Source organism: Mesorhizobium sp. USDA 3734, assembly GCF_056279665.1.
The window spans coordinates 3,229,120-3,247,200 of sequence record NZ_JBWCCW010000001.1 but is presented as its reverse complement, the minus strand read 5'-3'; the positions used below and the strand labels follow the sequence as shown (position 1 = coordinate 3,247,200).

Genomic DNA, 18,081 nt, shown 5'->3' with positions numbered 1-18,081 from the left:
CGATGCCGCGCCCCGAACCGAAAGAAGCGACGGCGGACGGGCGGATCGCCGACAACATCGTTTATTTTGCCCGCACCTTGCGCAAGGCGGGCATGCGGGTCGGGCCGGCTTCGGTCAAGGATGCCATCGAGGCGGTACTGGTCGCCGGCATCGGTTCGCGCGATGATTTCTACTGGACGCTGCACGCCGTGCTGGTGTCCAGGCATGAGGATCACGCCATTTTCGACGAAGCCTTCCGGCTGTTCTGGAAATCGCGCGAGCTGATCGAGAAGATGCTGGCGATGTTTTCGCCGGTGGCGCCCGACACTAGGGAGAAGCAGAAGCCCCGTGCTGCCGAGAACCGCGTCAGTCAGGCGATGTTCGAGGGCCACCAGAAGAATCAGCCGCGCCAAGAAATCCCCGAGATCGAGGTCGACGCCCGCTTCACCTTCTCCGGCAACGAGGTGCTGCGGGCTAAGGATTTTGCCCAGATGAACGCCGCCGAAATGGCAGACGCCAAGAAGGCGATCGCCCAGCTGCGGCTGCCTTTCGACATGGTGCGGACGCGGCGCTTCAAGGCCGACGCGCATGGCCGCCGCATCGATCCGCGCGCCATGATGCGTTCGGCCGCGCGCACCGGCGGCGAATTGATCCTGCCGAAATTCCGCTCTCCACGCGAAGTTCATCCGCCACTGGTGGTGCTGGCCGACATTTCCGGCTCGATGAGCCAGTACACGCGCATTTTCCTGCACTTCCTGCATGCGCTGACGGAAAAGCGCCGGCGCGTACACACTTTCGTCTTTGGCACCCGGCTCACCAACCTGACCCGGCAGATGCGCCATCGCGATCCCGATGCCGCCCTTGCCGACTGTTCGGCGGCGGTCAAGGATTGGTCGGGCGGCACCCGCATCGGCGATACGTTGGCCGAGTTCAACCTGATATGGTCGCGACGCGTGCTGGGGCAGGGCGCGGTCGTGCTTTTGATCACCGACGGGTTGGAGCGTGACGATGTCTCCGGCCTGTCGGAGGAAATGGAGCGCCTGCACAAATCCTGCCGGCGGTTGATCTGGCTGAACCCGTTGCTGCGTTTCGACGGCTTCCAGGCACGCGCCCGTGGTGTGATGGCGATGCTGCCGCATGTCGACGAGTTCCGCTCGGTGCACAATCTCGATGCGCTCGCCGATCTCTGCGCGTCGCTGGACAAGAAGTCGGCACAATCCGTCGATCCGCGCCGATGGCTGGACGCTGGCGCGAGGCACGCCGCATAACCATATCTTTCCCATTCGAAAAAGCAGACCCCCGAGAAAAACAGACTCCTAGAGAAACGGTCATGGAAAACAGCATTTATCTGGATGAAGCTCGCGACCCCCTGATCATCGCGGAGGGCTGGATGAAGGACGGCAAGGACGTGGCCATCGCGACAGTGGTCGAGACCTGGGGATCGGCGCCCCGACCCGTAGGCAGCCACCTGGTCATCGACGCTGATGGCAATTTCCACGGCTCCGTCTCGGGCGGCTGCGTCGAAGGCGCTGTGGTGACGGAAGCCATCGACGTCATCGACAGCGGCAAGGCCAAGATGCTGGAATTCGGCGTTGCCGATGAAACCGCCTGGCAGGTCGGCCTGTCCTGTGGCGGGCGCATCAAGGTGTATGTCGAAAGGCTCGGCTGATCTCCAATGGATCCCTATGCACTGAAAACACTGAACGCTGAACGACGTGCCCGCCGCGCGGCGATCCTTGTCACCGACCTTGGTGATGGTCGCGACCGCATCGTGCGCGAGGGCGACCAGGTCGCCGGCGATCTCGGCGCTGCCATCGCGAAAGCATTCCGCACCGGCAATTCCGGATCGGTCGAAGCAGAGGGTCGAACCTTCTTTCTCAACGCGCATCTGCCGCAGCCGCGTCTGGTGGTGATTGGCGCTGTCCATATCAGCCAGGCGCTGGCGCCGATGGCGAAAATCGCCGGCTACCCCGTAGAGATCATCGACCCTCGTACCGCTTTCGCCACGCCGGACCGCTTCCCTGACGTGGCGCTTCATGCCGAATGGCCGGAGGATGTGCTGAAGCGTCAGCCGCTCGACAGCTATACGGCGCTTGCCGCCGTCACCCATGACCCGAAGGTGGATGATTTCGCCCTGAAGGCCGCGCTCGACGCCAACTGTTTCTATGTCGGGGCGCTCGGCAGCAGGAAGACGCATGCCAAGCGAGTCGAACGCCTGCTGGCGTTGGGAGCGAGCGCTGACCAGATCGCCCGTATCCATGCGCCGATCGGGCTCGATATTGGTGCTGCCAGCCCGGCCGAGATCGCCGTTGCGGTGCTGGCGCAAGCGATCCACGCCTTCCGCTCGCGCGGTCTTGATGCCAAAGGCGCGGCAGCGTGAAATTCGGCCCGATCCCGATCGAGACGGCGGAAGGCGCGGTGCTGGCGCACGCCACCACCGCCGGTGAACGCCGCTTTCGCAAGGCGCACAGGCTGAGCGCCGACGATGTGGCGCTGCTGCGGGCCGCCGGCATTTCGCAGGTTGTTGCGGCCGTGCTGGCCGCCGACGACCTCGGCGAGGATGCCGCCGCGCAGGAAATAGCCGAGAGCATGGCCTTTCGCGGCATCGAGGCCAGGTCGGCCGCGACCGGGCGGGTCAATCTCCATGCCAGAGCGTCCGGCATCTTCACGGTCGATGCCGCTGCCATCGACGCCATCAATGCCATCGATCCGGCCATCACCATCGCCACCTTGGCGCAGCATGCGCCGGTCGAGAAAGGCCAGATGGTTGCAACCGTGAAGATCATCCCCTTCGCGGTCAGTTCAGCACTGGTCGACGCTGCGACAAAAATCTGCGCCGGTGGCGAGATATTTGCCGTCAATGCCTACCAGCCAGTCCGCGTCGGCGTCATCCAGACGGTTCTGCCTGGCATCAAGCCTTCCGTGCTCGACAAGACGCTGCGCGTCACCGAAGCGCGGCTGGCGCGCACGGGCGGCAGGCTGACGGCGGAGCGCCGCACGCCGCATGAGATCGCGCCGGTGGCGGAAGCCGCGGTCTCCCTGGCGCGCGACAACGACATGGTGGTGATCTTCGGCGCCTCGGCGATGAGCGATTTCGCCGATGTCGTTCCAGCGGCGATCGAGAAAGCGGGTGGTACTGTCATCCGCGCCGGCATGCCTGTCGATCCAGGCAACCTGCTGGTGTTGGGTATGCTTGATGGCAAGTGCGTCATCGGCGCGCCCGGTTGCGCCCGCAGCCCCAAGGAAAACGGCTTTGACTGGGTGCTCGACAGGCTGATCGCCGGTCTCGACGTGACCGCCAGGGATATTGCCGGCATGGGAGTCGGCGGGCTGTTGATGGAAATCCCGACGCGGCCGCAGCCGCGCGAACCGCTGCCGGCCAAAAGCCAGCTCAAGGTCGGCATCGTGCTGCTGGCGGCCGGCCGGTCGAGCCGCATGGGCGGGCCCAACAAGCTTCTGGCACTATTCGACGGCAAGCCGCTGGTGCGCCGCACCGCCGAGCGGGCGCTCGGCTCGAAGGCGTCAAGCACGATTGTCGTCACCGGCCACCAGCGCGAGCGGGTGCGCGCCGCGCTGGCGGGCCTCGACGTGACCTTCGCCGACAATCCCGATTTTACCGAGGGCTTGTCCACTTCGCTGAAGGCCGGCATTGCCTATCTGCCGGAGGACGTCGCCGGCGTGATGATCGTTCTCGGCGACATGCCTGACATCACGTCCGACGACCTCGACGGATTGATCGATGCCTTCCGCAAGGCCGGCGGCAATTCTGTGGTCCGCGCCTCGCATGACGGCAAGCGCGGCAACCCGGTGCTTTTGCCGCGTTCGCTGTTTCCGGGGATTGCCCATCTGGAGGGCGACACAGGCGCACGCCATCTGGTCGAGACCGAAGGGCTCGATGTCATCGATGTCGAGATCGGTGCGGCGGCGTCTGTCGATGTCGACACGCGCGAGGCACTAGAAGGCGCCGGCGGCGTGCTGCAGGATTGACAAACCCAGGCCGAATTAAGCATGCCTTGGACATGTCTTTTCACCGCCAATTTTTCTGTGCCTTTGTAGTCGCGACCGCGTTTCTGTCGTCGGTCGCACAAAGTCAGACGCTGTCCCTAAAACCCTTCAAGGACGATCTCTTCGCCTATCCGGCCACGCTGTCGTCCGACAGCAACGGCGCCTACACGGTCCTCGATTATCGCGAACTGCGCGACATCAACCAGCGTGACCAGGTGCCGGAACGCCGGGTGAACGCCCAATACACCGACACCAACGTTCGCAAGGTGCAGCAGGATCTGTTGCTGAAGACCGATGCCGGCGATGTCAGGCATGTTGCCGTCGGCAAGACCGAGGGCGCCGGCATTATCGTGCTTTACCTGCACGGGCAGGGCGGCAGCCGCAAGCAAGGTGTCGACGACTTCACCTTTGGCGGCAATTTCAACCGGCTCAAGAACCTGATGGCCGGCAATGGCGGCCTCTATCTCAGCCCGGACTTTACCGATTTCGGCGACAAGGGAGCGGCGCAGGTGGCGGCGCTGATCGGTCACTATGCCGAACAATCGCCCGGTGCGAAGATCTTCGTCGCCTGCGGCTCGATGGGTGGCGCGCTGTGCTGGAAGCTTGCCGCTCGCAACGACACCGGCCGGCGCATCAATGGGCTGCTGCTGCTTGGCTCGCTATGGGACGAGAGTTTCCTCGCCAGCCCCGCCTTCAGGCGCCATGTCCCGGTGTTCTTCGGCCAGGGCAGCCATGACGTGGTTTTCCCGGTGGAAAAGCAGGAAGCCTTCTTCCGCTCGATCATCGCCAAATCGAAAGCCTACCCGTATCCGACCCGCTTCGTCCGCTTCGAGACCGGCACCCACGGCACCCCGATCCGCATGACCGACTGGCGCGGCACGCTCAACTGGATGCTGTCGAAGGCGCCTTGACCGACACCGCAGGGAGCCCGTCCAGGCTCAGGGCGCGGTGTTGTAATCGACAACCGTCTGCGGATTTTGCTCGCCGTCATAGGACGCATCGACGTCGTACTGGACCAGCGAGAAATTGCCATTGCGGAACAGATATGTCCCCGCGTCGGACGCGTCGCCGACGCCGCGCCACTTGTTGAACGTGGTGATCGTGTGGGCAGCCTCGTCATAGTCGGAATTGACGGCCCAGCCGGACGTCTGGAAACCAACGATGGTCATGCCCAGCAATTTGCCGTCGCTGTCATTGTTCTCGTAGCGGATGTCCATCTTGGGTTCGGCGAACTGCAATTGCTGCACGCCCGAGACCTCGTCGGTCATGTAGTAGACCGAACTTTCATTGTAGGCCGCGGCCGAGCAGGAAAAATGGAACAGCCGCGTTTCCTTGTCGGGATCGCCGGGCTGCGCATCGTTGTCCTTGTATTTGATCGAAAAAACGGTCGGCTCATCGGCGAGGAACTGCTTGTCGCACTGGTCGCCATAAGTCGCCAGAAAGGCTTTCTTGGCCTGCTCCAGCGCGGTGTCTTTCTTGGGCGGCGGCGGGCCGTCGCCGCAGCTCGGCGGCAGCGCCTCCTCGAAATCGGCTGTGGAGGGTTTCAGCGCACCTTTTTCGATGTGGATCGGATCGAAGGGTGGCGCCGCCTGGATCTGGGCATTCACCTGGCGCAGCGTATAGCAACCGGCAAACACCTTTTCGCTGCCGGTCTTGTCGGTGGCGCGGATGGCGACGGGGACATTGTAGAAAATGCTGCCGGCGGAGCCTTCATCTGAAACCGCACCGGTGGCGACCTCGACCTTGTCGGTGCCGTCATAGCCCTTGACGAAACTGTCAAAATCTTTTGCCGGCTTAGTATCTCCGAAATACCCCCAGGCGCGGGCGAACTCATGTCGGTTGATGGCGCTGTAGAGCGAGCGGACAACCGCCTCGGCGCTCGACCGATCGTCGACATAGGGCGCTTCGGGTGCATCTTCGGCGGCCAATGCCGTCTGGCCGATCGGGGCAAGGGAGAGAAAGGCAGTCGCTGCGAAAAGGGCGCGTCTCATCGGGAATCTCCGCTCGATAGGGAGATTCTACTCTGGCGATTGCGGCAACGTGGTGACGCAGCGTCGGCGGCCTTGAAAAATCCTGCGCGAAGGCGCTACGTCGCGTCCGCCGGCGTTCGGCCGGGTAGGAGATTTGACGTGACGATATCGATGTATGAGGCATCCGTGCCTGTGTTTTCAGCCAGGCTGAAAGCGCTTTCCACTGTACTGGCGACCGCCGAACAGAATGCGCTTGACCGCAAGATCGATCCGCAGGTGTTTTTGACCGCTCGGCTGGCGCCCGACATGTACGCTCTGACCCGGCAGGTGCAGATCGCCACCGACCATGCCAAGGGCGCACCGTCCCGGCTCGCCGGGCGCGAAGTGCCGAGATACGAGGACAACGAGGCGAGTTTTGCTGATATCCAGGCGCGCATCACGAAGACCCTGGACCTTCTCGCGACCTTTTCGGCTGCCGAGTTCGATGGCTCCGACGACAAGATCATCGAGCTGAAGCTTGGCGGACGCGAAAGCTCAATGCCAGGCATGCAGTATCTGCTGCACGTGGCCATGCCCAACTTCTATTTCCACCTCACCACCGCTTACGACATCCTTCGCCACAATGGCGTGCCGTTGGGCAAGGCGACGTTCCTGGGAGCGCGTTGAGGATAGAGTTTTCCAGATGTCCCGGGCTGATCCGGGACATCTGACGACTCCGATGGCGCTTAGCGAATGGACATTTCGCGGGCGATGCGCGGAAAATCGGCCGGCTTGATGCCGATGTCGGCGCGGTCGGCATTGCTCATCGCATGGAGCAGTGCGAGCGCCGAGCGGTATCTCAGATGTTCCTGCGGACGCGGCCGGGCGAACATTTCAGTGAAGAAACCCATGATCCAGGCTCCAGTTTGGTCCTCCACACCAACCAATATAGGTGAATCGTGACAATTGTGCAGTGCAGCATTTGCATGCCTGCCATGTCCTGGTGATTTCCCTGGCCATATTTCTGCAGCTGGGTGAAACTTTTGCCCGGCGCGCCCCGTAGCCTCGAATGCTGGCTACATGGCCGGTTTTTCCTCGCCACTCCTGGCGAATTCCGGACTGCATGAAAGTGCAGTCCGGCTTTTTGTTTTGGGGTTGAGGAGGTTCAAGCGGCGAACCCGCGCAACGGCTAAATTCGTTAAGATCGTTGGCATGCATTTTTAACGAGCCGGTTCTATGCTCTGAAGCTTGCACGGTTGGGCAAGGGGGAGGCTGACATCGCTACTGGCGCCAAGCGGGATTTCGCTTCGTTGCTCGACGACCTCTTCGTCGCCTCCGACAAGGGCGATGGAATTGGGGATGACGGGATCGAGGGCGAAGAGGCCGGCGCTCGTCCATCCATCCCGTTCGACTATCTCTCGGTGGCCGATGAACTCCATTCCGGCCGCATCAAGGTTTCGGGCAGCGGCTTTGCCACCGAATATCGCGAGGCGGGTGCCGATCTGGCGACCGAATTCGCCGCCTTGCTCGATCATGCCAAACTGGCTCTCGCCGGCGAAGACCCAAAGCCCGAGGAAAAGCTGCCGTCGATCGATCCCGAATCCATCGCCGTCGAACTTGGCCTCAACCAGCCCAAGCAGGTCGCCGATTTCAGCCGCATGCGCCGCAGCTTTGCCTTTGCAAACCATCCGGACCGTGTCGCCCCGCATCTGCGCCAGCGCGCCATGATCCGCATGCAGGTGGCCAACATGCTGATCGACGAGGCCAAGCGCCGCGCGCTGGCCGGCGCTCGCCGCTAAACCTTTCGGCTTCACGCAAAAGTCGGTCTGCCGAGGCTTGGAGAGCGCCTCTGCTTTGCCTATAGATGCGCTTCCTCCCGCGCTACCGCGCAAGCTTTCCCTCCGGAGCCGAATTTCCATGCACAAGCGCCGTCTCGGTCGGACCGATCTTCTTGTTACCCAGATCTGCCTGGGCTCCATGACCTGGGGCCAGCAGAACACCGAGGCTGAAGGGCATGCCCAGATGGACCTTGCCTTTTCACGCGGCGTCAATTTCATCGACACTGCCGAGCTCTACCCGATCCCACCCAAGGCGGAGACGCAAGGACGAACCGAAAAGATCATCGGCAGCTGGATGAAAGCCAACCGCAACCGCGACAAGGTGATCATTGCCTCCAAGGTTGTCGGCCGCACCGCCAACAGATGGTTTCGCGGCGACCGGCCATCGCAACTGGTGCGCGCCGATATTTTTGACGCCATCGACAAGTCGCTGGCCAAGCTCGGCACCGACTATATCGACCTCTACCAGATTCATTGGCCGGAACGGGACATCCCCTGGGGCGCCAACCCGACGCGCGTCGGCGCCGTATCGCCGCGCGCCGATTCTGTCGGCGCGCCGGCCGATGAAACGCCGATCGCCGAGACGCTTGCCGTGTTCGACGAGCTGGTGAAGGCAGGAAAGATCCGCCATTTCGGCCTGTCGAACGAGAGTTCCTGGGGCGTGATGCGGTTCCTTGCAGAAGCTGACAAGGGCATCGGCCCGCGCGTCGCGTCGATCCAGAACGCCTACAATCTCGTCAACCGCACCTTCGAGGTGAATCTCGCCGAGGTCTGCGAGCGCGAGCAGGTGTCGTTGCTGCCCTATTCGCCGCTGGCGCAGGGCTATCTCTCAGGCAAATACGATCATGGCGCCCGCCCGCAAGGGTCGCGCTCGCAGCTGTTCAACCGCGGCCAGCGCTACGAGACGCCCAATGCCGCCGAAGCACAACTCGAATACAATGAGCTGGCGCGCTCCTTTGGCCTGGAGCCGGCGCTGTTTGCCAATGCCTATGTCTCGAGCCGGCCGTTCGTGACCTCGAACATCGTCGGCGCGACGACCATTTCGCAACTCGACATGGCGCTGTCCTCCGTGGACGTCGTCTGGACCGACGAGATGCAGAAGGCGGTGGATGCAATCCATCAGCGGGTCGGCAATCCCTGTCCTTGATTGGTTTGAAGCGGAATTATCCAGGAATAACAGAGGGGTGGAGACGACGATGGTGGATTTTCCGATCGAGGCCGTACGTGGAAGGTTTCCCGCTCTCTCCCTGACCGACAAGGGCCGCCGTCGCATCTATCTCGACAATCCCGCCGGCACGCAGGTGCCGCAAGCCGTCGCGGACGCCGTGTCGCGCTGCCTTTTGACCACCAACGCCAATCTTGGCGGCTATTTCGAAACGACGATTGCCGCGCAAGCCGTGGTCGATGAGGCGCACCGGGCGATGGCCGATTTCCTTGGCGCCACAAGCCCCGAGGAAATCATCATCGGCGCCAATATGACGACGCTGACCTATCACATGTCGCGCACGCTCGGCCGCACGATGAAGCCCGGCGACGAGATCATCCTCACCCGCATGGACCATGAGGGCAACGTATCGCCCTGGCTGCAGCTGGCCGAGGACCTCGGCCTCGTCGTGCGCTGGCTGCCGTTCGACGAAAAGAGCTGGCAGGTCGAAGAGGCGACGCTGGCTGGTCTGCTTTCGGAGAAGACCCGGCTGGTCGCGCTGAACTATGCCAGCAACCTGACCGGTTCCATCAATCGCGTGAAGGCGCTGACCGCCATCGCCAGGAACGCCGGCGCGCTTGTCTATGTCGACGCCGTGCAGTTCGCGCCGCACGGCCTGATCGACGTGCAGGAGCTAGGCTGCGATTTCCTGATCTGCTCGGCTTACAAATTCTTCGGCCCGCATATGGGCATTTTGTGGGGCCGGCGCGGCGTCATCGACGGCCTGACACCCTACAAATGCCGCTGCTCGTCGAATGGTCTGCCGGAGCGGTTCGAACTCGGCACACCGCAGATCGAGTTGATGGCCGGTCTCACCGCCGCGGTCGACTACTTTGCCGACCTTGGCGCGGCGGCGGGCGAGGGCGGTTCAAGAAGGCGGAAGATTGCCAAGGCGTTTGCGGTTTCGATCGCCTATGAAAACCCGCTGGCGCAACAGCTGATCGACTGCCTCTCCGACATTTCAGGTCTGACGATCCATGGCATCACCGATCCGAAGCGGCTTGGCGAGCAGCGTGCCGACGGTTTCCTTCACCGTCGACGGCATCGTGCCCGAAACGATCGTTCGGCAGATGAACGCCGAGAACATCTTCCTGTGGTCGGGGCACAATTACGCCTGGGAGATCGTCCACCAGCTCGGCATTCCGGCCGAGCATGGCGTCGTGCGCATCGGCATTGCCCACTACAACACATCAGCCGAAATCGACGAGACGCTGGCGAGCGTGCATCGGGTCATCGCCATGCTCAGGCAGCTGCGGTCCTGACGCTGGCTTCCATCTTCACCGCGTCTTGCCGCCGAAGCCGGTGAGGAACGCCGTGAGATTGTCTCCGAGTTCGTCGCAGAGGTAGCCGCCCTCCTGGACGATGACCGTCGGCAGGCCGAGCTTTGCGATGGCCTCGCCGATGCGCGCAAAGCCAGGCGTCGTCACCGAAAGTCCGCCGAACGGATCGCCCTCGAACGCGTCGAGCCCGAGCGCCACGACCAGCGCCTCCGGCGAGAAGGCACGGATGCGCTGGAACGCCACCTCAAGCGCTTCGAGAAACGCCGCGTCGGCCGATTTGCGCGGCAAAGGCAGGTTGAAATTGTAGCCGAGGCCCGACCCTTCGCCGCGCTCGTCGGCATGGCCCCAGAAGAACGGATAGAAGCGCACGGGATCGGCATGCACCGAGACGGTCAGCACATCCGGCCGTGCATAGAAGATGCCTTGCGTGCCGTTGCCGTGATGCAGGTCGACATCGAGGATCGCCACGCGCGATGCCGTCCTGCGCAAGACCTGCGCGGCAACGGCCGAGTTGTTGATGAAACAGAAGCCGCCGGCGACGTCGGTGAAGGCATGGTGGCCGGGTGGGCGGCACAGAGCGTAGGCGGCCGGCGCGCCTGACATCACCGCCTCGGCCGCGTCGACCGCGCTCCAGGCGCTCCACAGCGCGCTCTGCCATGTCTCGCCCGAGATCGGGCAAGCCGTGTCGGCCATGTGATAGCCGGCCTGGCCGACCGCCGAGGCAGGATAGGAGCCATTGCGCGCAATCGGATGGATGTTTGGAATCACTTCAGCCGATGCGCCTTCGATGCGCTGCCAGCGGGTGTAGATATGCTCGAGAAAGTCGAGATACTCCGGCGTATGTACCGCCGCGACCGGGCCGAGCCCATGATTGCGCGGCCGCTCGATTGTGCAACCGGCGGATAATGCGCCGGATAACAATCTCTCGACGCGCTCCGGCTTCTCCGGATTGGGCTGCGCCGCACCGCTCGAAAGAAAGGCCTTGGGGTCGTGGCGCTTCTGTTCCTCGGCATAGAAGGCTTTCATTCCTGATCCCCATTTTCGACCGTGTCGGCGAAGGCAAAGAAGGCCTCGCCGATGATTTTTTGGGTCTGTTCGTAGCTCGACCAGGCGATGCCCAGCCTTTCGTAGAAGGCCTTGGCACCTTCATTGTCGGTGTCGACGGACAGCCGCAGATAGACGCCGCCTTCTTTCCGGCACTGCGCCGCAACGTGCCGCAGCAGCAGTTCGCCGATCTTGCGGCCGCGAAAGCGGTCTTCGACATAGAGGTCCTGCACATAGACGCCGGGCCGCCCCATCCAGGTCGAAAAGATCGGGAAATGCAGGCAGAGGCCCGCAAACTCGCCGCCGACTTCGGCGATCAGGGTCGAGAAGGATGGCTTCTCGCCGAAGCCGTAGGTTCTGAGATCGTCAGGCGTCGAGATGATTTCTTCCGGCGCACCGATATGGCTGCCGAGTTTCAGGATCGCCGCATGGATGGTGTCGACGTCTTCGATCCGGCCGGGGCGGAGGATGATTTCGGGCTCGGCAGTCATTGGAGGCTCGGCGCCCAGGCACCCCCCTCTGTCCTGCCGGACATCTCCCCCGCAAGGGGGGAGATTGGCAGTTTTGATCTCGCCGCCCATTGTAAAACATCGAAAATTAGCGAAAGCGGAAAGGAAATCCGATCTCCCCCCTTGCGGGGGAGATGTCCGGCAGGACAGAGGGGGGTGGGAAGGATCGCAATCATCTCAGATTGTCTTCCTATGAACGCCGTCATCTCAAAACGCCACCCGGTCGCCACCCTTGAGCGCCAGCATGTCGCGCGCTTCGGTGGGCGTGGCAACCTCCAGCGACAGCCCGTCGAGAATGCCACGAATGCGGCGCACCTGATCGGCGTTGGATTTCGCAAGCTGGCGGCCGTCATAGAGGCTGTCTTCCAGCCCGACACGGACATTGCCGCCCATGGCCGCGGCGATCGAGATCAGCGGCATCTGCTGACGGCCGGCGGCGAGCACGGAGAACTGATAGCTGTCACCGAACAGCTTGTCGGCGATGCGCTTCATATGGATGAGATTGTCCGGATCGGCGCCTATGCCGCCGAGAATGCCCAGCACGAACTGGATGAACAGCGGTCCCGACACCAACCCGCGATCGCGGAAATGCGCCAGCGAATAGAGATGGCCGACATCGTAGCATTCGAATTCAAAGCGCGTACCGCAACCCTTGCCCAACCTCTCCAGCACGCCTTCCATGTCGGCGAAAGTGTTCTTGAAGATGGTGTCCCGCGTCGCTTCGAGCAGCTTGGGTTCCCATTCGTGCTGCCATTCCCGTGGCTTGTCGAGCATCGGAAACAGCGCGAAGTTCATCGAGCCCATGTTGAGCGAGCACATTTCGGGTTCGGCCCGCAAAGGGGCAGCCAGCCGCTGGTCCAGCGTCATCAGCGACGAGCCACCGGTGGTGATGTTGATCACCGCATCGGTCGCCTGTTTGATGCGAGGCAGGAACTGCATGTAGACGTCGGGATCGGCGGTCGGGCGGCCATCCCTGGGGTCGCGGGCGTGCAGATGCAGGATCGAGGCGCCGGCTTCGGCCGCCGCGATCGCGTCGGCGGCGATCTGGTCCGGCGTCACCGGCAGATAGGGCGACATCGACGGCGTGTGCACCGAGCCGGTAACGGCGCAGGTGATGATGACCTTTCGCGACGCCATGCTCTTACCCTTCGACCGGCAGGTCGAGCTCGGAGGCCAGAACCTCCAGCGAATCGCCGATGATGGAAATGATCTCGCCTACCTGCTCGCTGGTGACGATCGTCGGTGGCGCGACCATGAAATTGTCACCGTCGACGCCGCCCTTTACCCTGCGGCCATAGATGATCAACCCGCGTTCGTAGGCGAGGTCGAGCAGCCGCTGCGTGGCTTTCTTGTTCTGGTCGATCGGCCTCAGCGTCTCGGGATCGGCGACCATCTGGGCGCCGGTGAGCAGACCTTTGCCGCGCACGTCGGCAATGAACGGAAACCGCTTCGCCAGCCCCTTCAGCCCGTCCATCAGCACGTCGCCCATGGCAGCCGCATTGGCGATCAGGTCGAGCCGGTCCATCTCGCCGAGCACGGCCAGCCCGGCGGCGCAGGCCAGCGGGTTGCCGGCATAGGTGTGGCCGTGTTGGAAGCCGCCCGAGTCGAGCAGCGGTTGCACCAGCCGCATCGGTGCGGCCAGCGCGCCAAGCGGCGCATAGCCCGAGCCCAGCCCCTTGGACAGCGCGACGATGTCGGGCTTGCAGTTCCAGTGGTCGCCGCCGAGGAATCTGCCGGTACGGCCGGCCCCGCTCATCACCTCGTCATGGATGAGCAGGATGCCGTAGCGGTCGCAGATCTCGCGGATGCGCGCATAGTAGCTGTCGGGCGCTACCAGCGCCGCGGTCGCAGCACCCCCGATCGGCTCCATGATGAAGGCGACCACGCTCTCCGGGCCTTCCGCAAGAATTTTCTCCTCCAGCATATCGGCGTAGCGGATGCCGCGCTGTTCCATCGAGAGATTGTCGCGGTCGCGCCAGGCATTCGGTGCCGGCACGGTCGGCATCACCCGCATCATCGGCTCGAAGGTTTCGGCGAGCGCATCGTCGCCGGTGATCGACAGCGAACCCAGCGTGCCGCCATGATAGGAGGGGAAGCGCGTGATCACCTTCCAGCGGCTGGCCTGGCCGGTGGCGACGGCCCATTGCCGCGCCAGCTTGATGCAGGATTCCGTCGCTTCCGAGCCGCCCGAGACGAAGAAGATGCGGTCCATGCCTTCCGGCAGCTTGCCGGCGAGTTCCCGCGCAAGCTCCTCGGCCGGCTCGTTTTCGAAATGCAGCCGGTAGGCGAAAGTGGCGCGGTCCATCTGCCGCTTCATGGCGTCGAGCACATTGCGGTTGGAGTGGCCGATATTGGCGACCATCGGACCGCTCGAGCCGTCGATGAAGCGGCGGCCGTCCTGCGTCCACATATAGATGCCCTCGGCGCGGTCGATCAGCGGCCGGCGCAGGCTGGACAGATAGAACAGATGCGACTCTCGCCGGGCGTCAGTGTCTTGCGTGGCGGTCTGGACTTTCGACATGTCAGGACTTTCCGAGATAACGATCGAGGACATTGCGGGTAACGCGTTCGACCATCGGGTCTTGTCTTAGCAGGCCGGCGACCCATTCGCAGCTTCCGGCGTGGAACACCTCGCCCTTGCCACGCGGGAAGTTGACGATCATGCCGTTGCCGCGTTTGACCTTTTCCAGATTGGCGTCGCTCGCCTCGCCGAACAGGGTTTCGGCGGTGAAGCGGCCATCCTCGTCGGTGAGGAACTGGTCCTCGATCGGGATGTCGGCGCTTTCCTCGACCTGGGAGGCCATGCCGACGGCGAGCACCTGCAGCCCGTCTGGCGCGCCGCTATCGGACGTGGGGTAGGGCAGGCCGCCGCGTATCTCGAACTCGAGCCCGTCGACCTCGTAGCCATAGACATGGCTGTCGGCGCCCAGCAGGTCGCCATAGTAGATGCCGGTGCCAGCAAAGGCCCAATGCTCGGGCCGGTAGACCGGAAAGCCACGCACGCCGCGCGGCGCGCAGCCGCCCCAGCCGGCATAGAGGCCACGGGTCGCATTGAGCCCGAAGGTCGCCGAACCCGGCCGGCCGATTTCCGGCGCTTCCCAGGAATTGGTGGCGCGGGTGACGTCGCCGCCTGGAAGATAGGCCGGGTCTTCGGCACGCGAGCGATATTTGTAGCAGACTTGCCGGCGGCCCTCGTCCTCGAGCCGTGTCTGCCACATGAAATTGCCGGCAAAGCGCGCCGCATGGCCGCCGTGCTCGACATAGGTGTCGACGGCATCGCGCATCTCCCAGGTCCAATATTCGTCATGGCCGACGAAGACGGCGCAGTCATAGCCGTCGAGAATCTCAGGTGAAACATGCAGATCGTGCTGGCTGGCGAGATCGACTTCATAGCCGGCCCGCTCAGCGAAGCGGAAGAAGTGGCTGTCGTAACTGGCCCAGCCCGACGAGGCGTATTTCTTCGAATGGCCGGTGGCGAGCGCCCATTCCATATGGGGATAACGCGGCACCGTCTTCGGTGGCACGGCGACTTCCAACGGTACGCGCGGCGCGTCTTTCGGCAGCACGACGAAGCCACGGCACCAGGGGCGCTGCGTCGACACGATGGGCGAATACTGGTTGCGGTCCGGCCCGGTGATGCCCTGGTAGTGGTTGGAGCCGCCCCAGGTGTTGTAGGCGAGCCATGTTCCCGTCGCCGCCACCTGCAGCACACGACCGGGCTTCTTGCCGGGCTGGGGCGCGACGATGAAAATATGATGGGATTGGATCGGCTTGCCGTCGCGGCCGTCCGCGGTCAGCGTGACCCGATAGGCTCCTGACGGCCAGTCGCTCCCGATACGGAATTCGAACGAGGCTTCCCAGCCGCAGCCTTCAGCCGAACATTGGTCCGGACTTTCTTGCCAGCGCGCAGCGATGCCCGATTTCTCGAACACTTTGGTCTCGCTGCCGCCATCCCGGGTGATTGTCATGCCGAACGTCGGAGCTGTCGAACTGACATGCAACGCCACCGTCTCGCCGGCGCGATAGGAAAGCCGGTCGCTGTAGCACCAGATCTCGCCACGCTCGCCATCCATCCCCGGCCATTCGTAATAGTGGCCACGCACCGCGTGCCGGCGCTGCTCCGGCGTCAGTCCGAAATCGGGAAATTCCGTGTTTGGTCTGGTCATGATGATACTCAGGCGGAAAGGTATTTCTTGAGGAAGCTGCGCGTGCGTTCCTTCTGCGGAGCGCGGAACATGTCGCCCGGCGGGCCTTCCTCGACGACAACGCCACCATCCATGAATAGAACCCTGTCGGCCACTTCGCCGGCAAAGCGCATCTCATGCGTTACGATGAGCATGGTCATGTGTTCGGCGGCAAGCTGTTTCATCACCGCGTTGACCTCGTCGACCAGTTCCGGGTCGAGCGCCGAAGTGGCCTCGTCGAACAGCATCACCTTGGGCTGCATCGCCAGCGCACGGGCAATCGCCACACGCTGCTTCTGGCCGCCCGAAAGCCGCGACGGATAGGCGTCGATCTTGTCGGCGAGCCCGACCTTGGACAACAGGCTATGCGCAAGCGCATGCGCGTCACTCCTGCTCATGCCTTTGAGGATCATCGGTCCCATGGAAATGTTCTCGATCACGGTCAGATGCGGGAACAGATTGAAGTGCTGAAACACCATGCCCATCTGCTGGCGCCACCTTGTTGATGTGCCGCTCGAAAGCCTGGCCGTGCAAAGGCTGGTTGACCTGCACGCCGTCGAGCCAGACTTCACCGGAGTTCAGGGATTCCAGATGGTTGATGGAGCGCAGCAGCGTGCTCTTGCCGGAGCCGCTCGGCCCGATGATCGCGACGATCTGACCGCGGTCGACCGACAGGTCGATACCTCTGAGGACCTCGACCGCGCCGAACGATTTGCGCGCGCCGCGAACCTCGACCATTGGCCGCTGTGTGCTCATCGGGAAGCCTCCACATGTCTTTCGAACAGGCGCAAGGCCGCCTCGAGCACAAGGTTGAGAATGTAATAGAGCGCCGCGGCCGTGATGTAGAACTCGAACGGGCGGAACGTTTCGCTGATCGCCAGCTGGGCCGAATGGACCAGCTCCGCGATACCGATGACCGAGACGATCGAGGACTCCTTCAGCAGCGCGATCAGATTGCCGCCGATCGGCGGTGCCGTGTTGCGGATGGCTTGCGGTACCACGACATGGCGCAGCGTCTGCCACTTGCCGAAACCGATGCTGCGCGCACCTTCGGTCTGGCCGACATCGACGGCCACGATGCCGGCGCGGATGATATCGGCATTGTAGACGGCAAAATGCAGGCCAAGTCCAACAATGCCGGCGGCAAGGGCGGGAATGTCGATGCCGATCTGCACCAGGCCGAAATAGATCAGGAACAGCTGCAGCAGCAGCGGCGTGCCCATGAACACCCACATCAAGGCGCGCACGGGATAGGCGACGATCACCGGAGCATAGAGCACGGTGACCGCAAACAGGATGCCGCCGATGAAGCTGAGCGCGCCCGCCGAAACGGTCAGCACCGCGGTCCACCAGGCGCCGATCAGCAGAAGATCCCAGTAGGGCGCGACGACGGTGAAATCCAAACCTTGCATCGTGCTCTCCGGTCAGACGATGGCGAAGCGTTTGTCGAGCAGGTCGACGACCCGTGCGACCGCGTAGACCATGATCATGTATAGCAGGGCTGCAACGCCGAAGATCTCGAACGGCTTGTAGGTGGAGCCGATGAAGCGCTGGGCGGTGTAGGTCAGTTCGACGACTGAAATGGTCGACACCAGTGCGGATCCCTTCAACAAAGCAACTGTATTGACCCCGAGCGGCCGGATCATCAGCCGCGCGGCCTGCGGCAGCACGACCTTGCGCAAGGTCTGGAAACGGCTGAAGCCGATTGTACGGGCGGCCTCGGTCTGGCCCCTGTCGACCGCGACCAGCGCGCCACGGATCGATTCCGCCATATAGGCGCCGATGTTGAGGCCGAGGCCGATGACGCCGGCCGCGAATGGCTCCAGATTGATGCCGATCTGCGGGCCGCCGAAATAGAGCACGAAGAGCTGGATCAGGCACGGAGTGCCGCGAAACAGGCTGACATAGAGCGTGCCGATGGTCCGCAGGATCGCCGATCTCGACATCTTGGCGGCCGCGGCCAATGAAGCAGCCGCAAGGCCCAGGATAAGGGCCAGCACCGTGATCTCGATCGTCACCAGGGCGGCTTCCACGAAGAACGGGAAGACGCGCTGCATCAAGGAGAAATCCATGAAAGGGTCCAGCAGGA

Annotated in this window: 17 protein-coding genes and 2 pseudogenes; 9 read left to right on the top strand and 10 right to left on the bottom strand. The window is 63.1% G+C overall.

Translation table 11 applies throughout. The features are described 5' to 3' along the window. The first annotated feature begins 2 nt into the window (after positions 1-2). From ACZ89F_RS15755 to ACZ89F_RS15735, 5 genes are all read left to right on the top strand, one after another. Complete coding sequence (locus tag ACZ89F_RS15755; protein ID WP_476092820.1) at positions 3-1,247, top strand: vWA domain-containing protein; 1,245 nt, start codon at positions 3-5, stop codon at positions 1,245-1,247. Between the two features lie 62 nt (positions 1,248-1,309). Beyond that, positions 1,310-1,648 (top strand): XdhC family protein, encoded by a 339-nt coding sequence (locus tag ACZ89F_RS15750; protein WP_263786710.1) that lies wholly within the window; start codon positions 1,310-1,312, stop codon positions 1,646-1,648. A 6-nt stretch (positions 1,649-1,654) separates the two neighbouring features. Beyond that, positions 1,655-2,359 carry an XdhC family protein gene (locus ACZ89F_RS15745; protein ID WP_476092818.1) on the top strand — a complete coding sequence of 235 codons (705 nt, stop codon included), beginning with the start codon at positions 1,655-1,657 and terminating at the stop codon, positions 2,357-2,359. Further along, positions 2,356-3,966, top strand: a complete 1,611-nt coding sequence (locus ACZ89F_RS15740; RefSeq protein WP_476092816.1) for an NTP transferase domain-containing protein — start codon at positions 2,356-2,358, stop codon at positions 3,964-3,966. Before ACZ89F_RS15745 ends, ACZ89F_RS15740 begins: the two co-directional genes overlap by 4 nt. 32 nt (positions 3,967-3,998) lie before the next feature. After that, a complete protein-coding gene (locus ACZ89F_RS15735) occupies positions 3,999-4,895 on the top strand; it encodes an alpha/beta hydrolase (protein ID WP_476092814.1) in 897 nt (298 codons plus the stop codon). A gap of 27 nt (positions 4,896-4,922) precedes the next feature. On the opposite strand, the gene ACZ89F_RS15730 is transcribed toward ACZ89F_RS15735, so the two are convergent. Further along, a complete protein-coding gene (locus tag ACZ89F_RS15730; protein WP_476092812.1) occupies positions 4,923-5,975 on the bottom strand; it encodes a DUF1176 domain-containing protein in 1,053 nt (350 codons plus the stop codon). A 138-nt stretch (positions 5,976-6,113) separates the two neighbouring features. Here ACZ89F_RS15730 and ACZ89F_RS15725 point away from each other — a divergent pair, with 138 nt between their 5' ends. Continuing rightward, complete coding sequence (locus tag ACZ89F_RS15725; RefSeq protein ID WP_476092810.1) at positions 6,114-6,620, top strand: DUF1993 domain-containing protein; 507 nt, start codon at positions 6,114-6,116, stop codon at positions 6,618-6,620. Positions 6,621-6,679: 59 nt separating this feature from the next. Here the strand turns inward: ACZ89F_RS15725 and ACZ89F_RS15720 are convergent, their stop codons facing one another. Then, positions 6,680-6,844, bottom strand: coding sequence for a hypothetical protein (locus ACZ89F_RS15720; protein ID WP_109669696.1), 165 nt, complete (start codon positions 6,842-6,844; stop codon positions 6,680-6,682). A gap of 399 nt (positions 6,845-7,243) precedes the next feature. On the opposite strand from ACZ89F_RS15720, the gene ACZ89F_RS15715 reads away from it, so the two are divergent. The 3 genes and pseudogenes from ACZ89F_RS15715 to ACZ89F_RS15705 all read left to right on the top strand — a co-directional run bounded on the left by ACZ89F_RS15715 (position 7,244) and on the right by ACZ89F_RS15705 (position 10,237). Further along, positions 7,244-7,732, top strand: a complete 489-nt coding sequence (locus ACZ89F_RS15715; RefSeq protein ID WP_476092808.1) for a hypothetical protein — start codon at positions 7,244-7,246, stop codon at positions 7,730-7,732. Between the two features lie 118 nt (positions 7,733-7,850). Beyond that, the gene (locus ACZ89F_RS15710; RefSeq protein WP_476092806.1) at positions 7,851-8,918 is read left to right on the top strand and encodes an aldo/keto reductase; all 1,068 of its coding nucleotides are present in this window, start codon (positions 7,851-7,853) and stop codon (positions 8,916-8,918) included. Between the two features lie 49 nt (positions 8,919-8,967). Continuing rightward, a pseudogene (locus ACZ89F_RS15705) lies at positions 8,968-10,237 on the top strand (cysteine desulfurase-like protein). A gap of 15 nt (positions 10,238-10,252) precedes the next feature. On the opposite strand, the gene ACZ89F_RS15700 reads toward ACZ89F_RS15705, so the two are convergent. From ACZ89F_RS15700 to ACZ89F_RS15665, 8 genes and pseudogenes are all read right to left on the bottom strand, one after another. Continuing rightward, positions 10,253-11,281: a histone deacetylase family protein gene (locus tag ACZ89F_RS15700; protein WP_476092805.1), complete on the bottom strand. Its 1,029-nt coding sequence runs from the start codon at positions 11,279-11,281 to the stop codon at positions 10,253-10,255. Continuing rightward, entirely contained in the window at positions 11,278-11,790 is a 513-nt protein-coding gene (locus tag ACZ89F_RS15695) for an N-acetyltransferase family protein (protein WP_476092803.1), read from the bottom strand. The genes ACZ89F_RS15700 and ACZ89F_RS15695 overlap by 4 nt, the downstream gene beginning before the upstream one ends. 225 nt (positions 11,791-12,015) lie before the next feature. Continuing rightward, on the bottom strand, positions 12,016-12,945 hold the full coding sequence (gene kce / locus ACZ89F_RS15690) for a 3,5-dioxohexanoate:acetyl-CoA acetone transferase (RefSeq protein ID WP_476092801.1): 930 nt from the start codon (positions 12,943-12,945) through the stop codon (positions 12,016-12,018). A gap of 4 nt (positions 12,946-12,949) precedes the next feature. Next, complete coding sequence (locus ACZ89F_RS15685) at positions 12,950-14,329, bottom strand: aminotransferase family protein (protein ID WP_476092800.1); 1,380 nt, start codon at positions 14,327-14,329, stop codon at positions 12,950-12,952. Position 14,330: 1 nt separating this feature from the next. After that, positions 14,331-15,974, bottom strand: coding sequence for a N,N-dimethylformamidase beta subunit family domain-containing protein (locus ACZ89F_RS15680; protein ID WP_476092798.1), 1,644 nt, complete (start codon positions 15,972-15,974; stop codon positions 14,331-14,333). A gap of 8 nt (positions 15,975-15,982) precedes the next feature. After that, positions 15,983-16,748, bottom strand: a pseudogene (locus ACZ89F_RS15675) (amino acid ABC transporter ATP-binding protein). Next, complete coding sequence (locus ACZ89F_RS15670) at positions 16,745-17,404, bottom strand: amino acid ABC transporter permease (protein WP_476092796.1); 660 nt, start codon at positions 17,402-17,404, stop codon at positions 16,745-16,747. Before ACZ89F_RS15670 ends, ACZ89F_RS15675 begins: the two are co-directional and overlap by 4 nt. A gap of 12 nt (positions 17,405-17,416) precedes the next feature. Continuing rightward, a complete protein-coding gene (locus tag ACZ89F_RS15665; protein ID WP_126069288.1) occupies positions 17,417-18,064 on the bottom strand; it encodes an amino acid ABC transporter permease in 648 nt (215 codons plus the stop codon). Positions 18,065-18,081: the final 17 nt, after the last annotated feature.

Excerpts from the sequence above, each read along its gene's own strand:
- ACZ89F_RS15755 (WP_476092820.1), top strand. The coding sequence starts at position 3 with ATGCCGCGCCCCGAACCGAAAGAAGCGACGGCGGACGGGCGGATCGCC.
- ACZ89F_RS15750 (WP_263786710.1), top strand. The coding sequence starts at position 1,310 with ATGGAAAACAGCATTTATCTGGATGAAGCTCGCGACCCCCTGATCATC.
- ACZ89F_RS15745 (WP_476092818.1), top strand. The coding sequence starts at position 1,655 with ATGGATCCCTATGCACTGAAAACACTGAACGCTGAACGACGTGCCCGC.
- ACZ89F_RS15735 (WP_476092814.1), top strand. The coding sequence starts at position 3,999 with ATGTCTTTTCACCGCCAATTTTTCTGTGCCTTTGTAGTCGCGACCGCG.
- ACZ89F_RS15730 (WP_476092812.1), bottom strand. The coding sequence starts at position 5,975 with ATGAGACGCGCCCTTTTCGCAGCGACTGCCTTTCTCTCCCTTGCCCCG.
- ACZ89F_RS15720 (WP_109669696.1), bottom strand. The coding sequence starts at position 6,844 with ATGGGTTTCTTCACTGAAATGTTCGCCCGGCCGCGTCCGCAGGAACAT.
- ACZ89F_RS15710 (WP_476092806.1), top strand. The coding sequence starts at position 7,851 with ATGCACAAGCGCCGTCTCGGTCGGACCGATCTTCTTGTTACCCAGATC.
- ACZ89F_RS15700 (WP_476092805.1), bottom strand. The coding sequence starts at position 11,281 with ATGAAAGCCTTCTATGCCGAGGAACAGAAGCGCCACGACCCCAAGGCC.
- ACZ89F_RS15695 (WP_476092803.1), bottom strand. The coding sequence starts at position 11,790 with ATGACTGCCGAGCCCGAAATCATCCTCCGCCCCGGCCGGATCGAAGAC.
- kce (WP_476092801.1), bottom strand. The coding sequence starts at position 12,945 with ATGGCGTCGCGAAAGGTCATCATCACCTGCGCCGTTACCGGCTCGGTG.
- ACZ89F_RS15685 (WP_476092800.1), bottom strand. The coding sequence starts at position 14,329 with ATGTCGAAAGTCCAGACCGCCACGCAAGACACTGACGCCCGGCGAGAG.
- ACZ89F_RS15680 (WP_476092798.1), bottom strand. The coding sequence starts at position 15,974 with ATGACCAGACCAAACACGGAATTTCCCGATTTCGGACTGACGCCGGAG.
- ACZ89F_RS15670 (WP_476092796.1), bottom strand. The coding sequence starts at position 17,404 with ATGCAAGGTTTGGATTTCACCGTCGTCGCGCCCTACTGGGATCTTCTG.
- ACZ89F_RS15665 (WP_126069288.1), bottom strand. The coding sequence starts at position 18,064 with ATGGATTTCTCCTTGATGCAGCGCGTCTTCCCGTTCTTCGTGGAAGCC.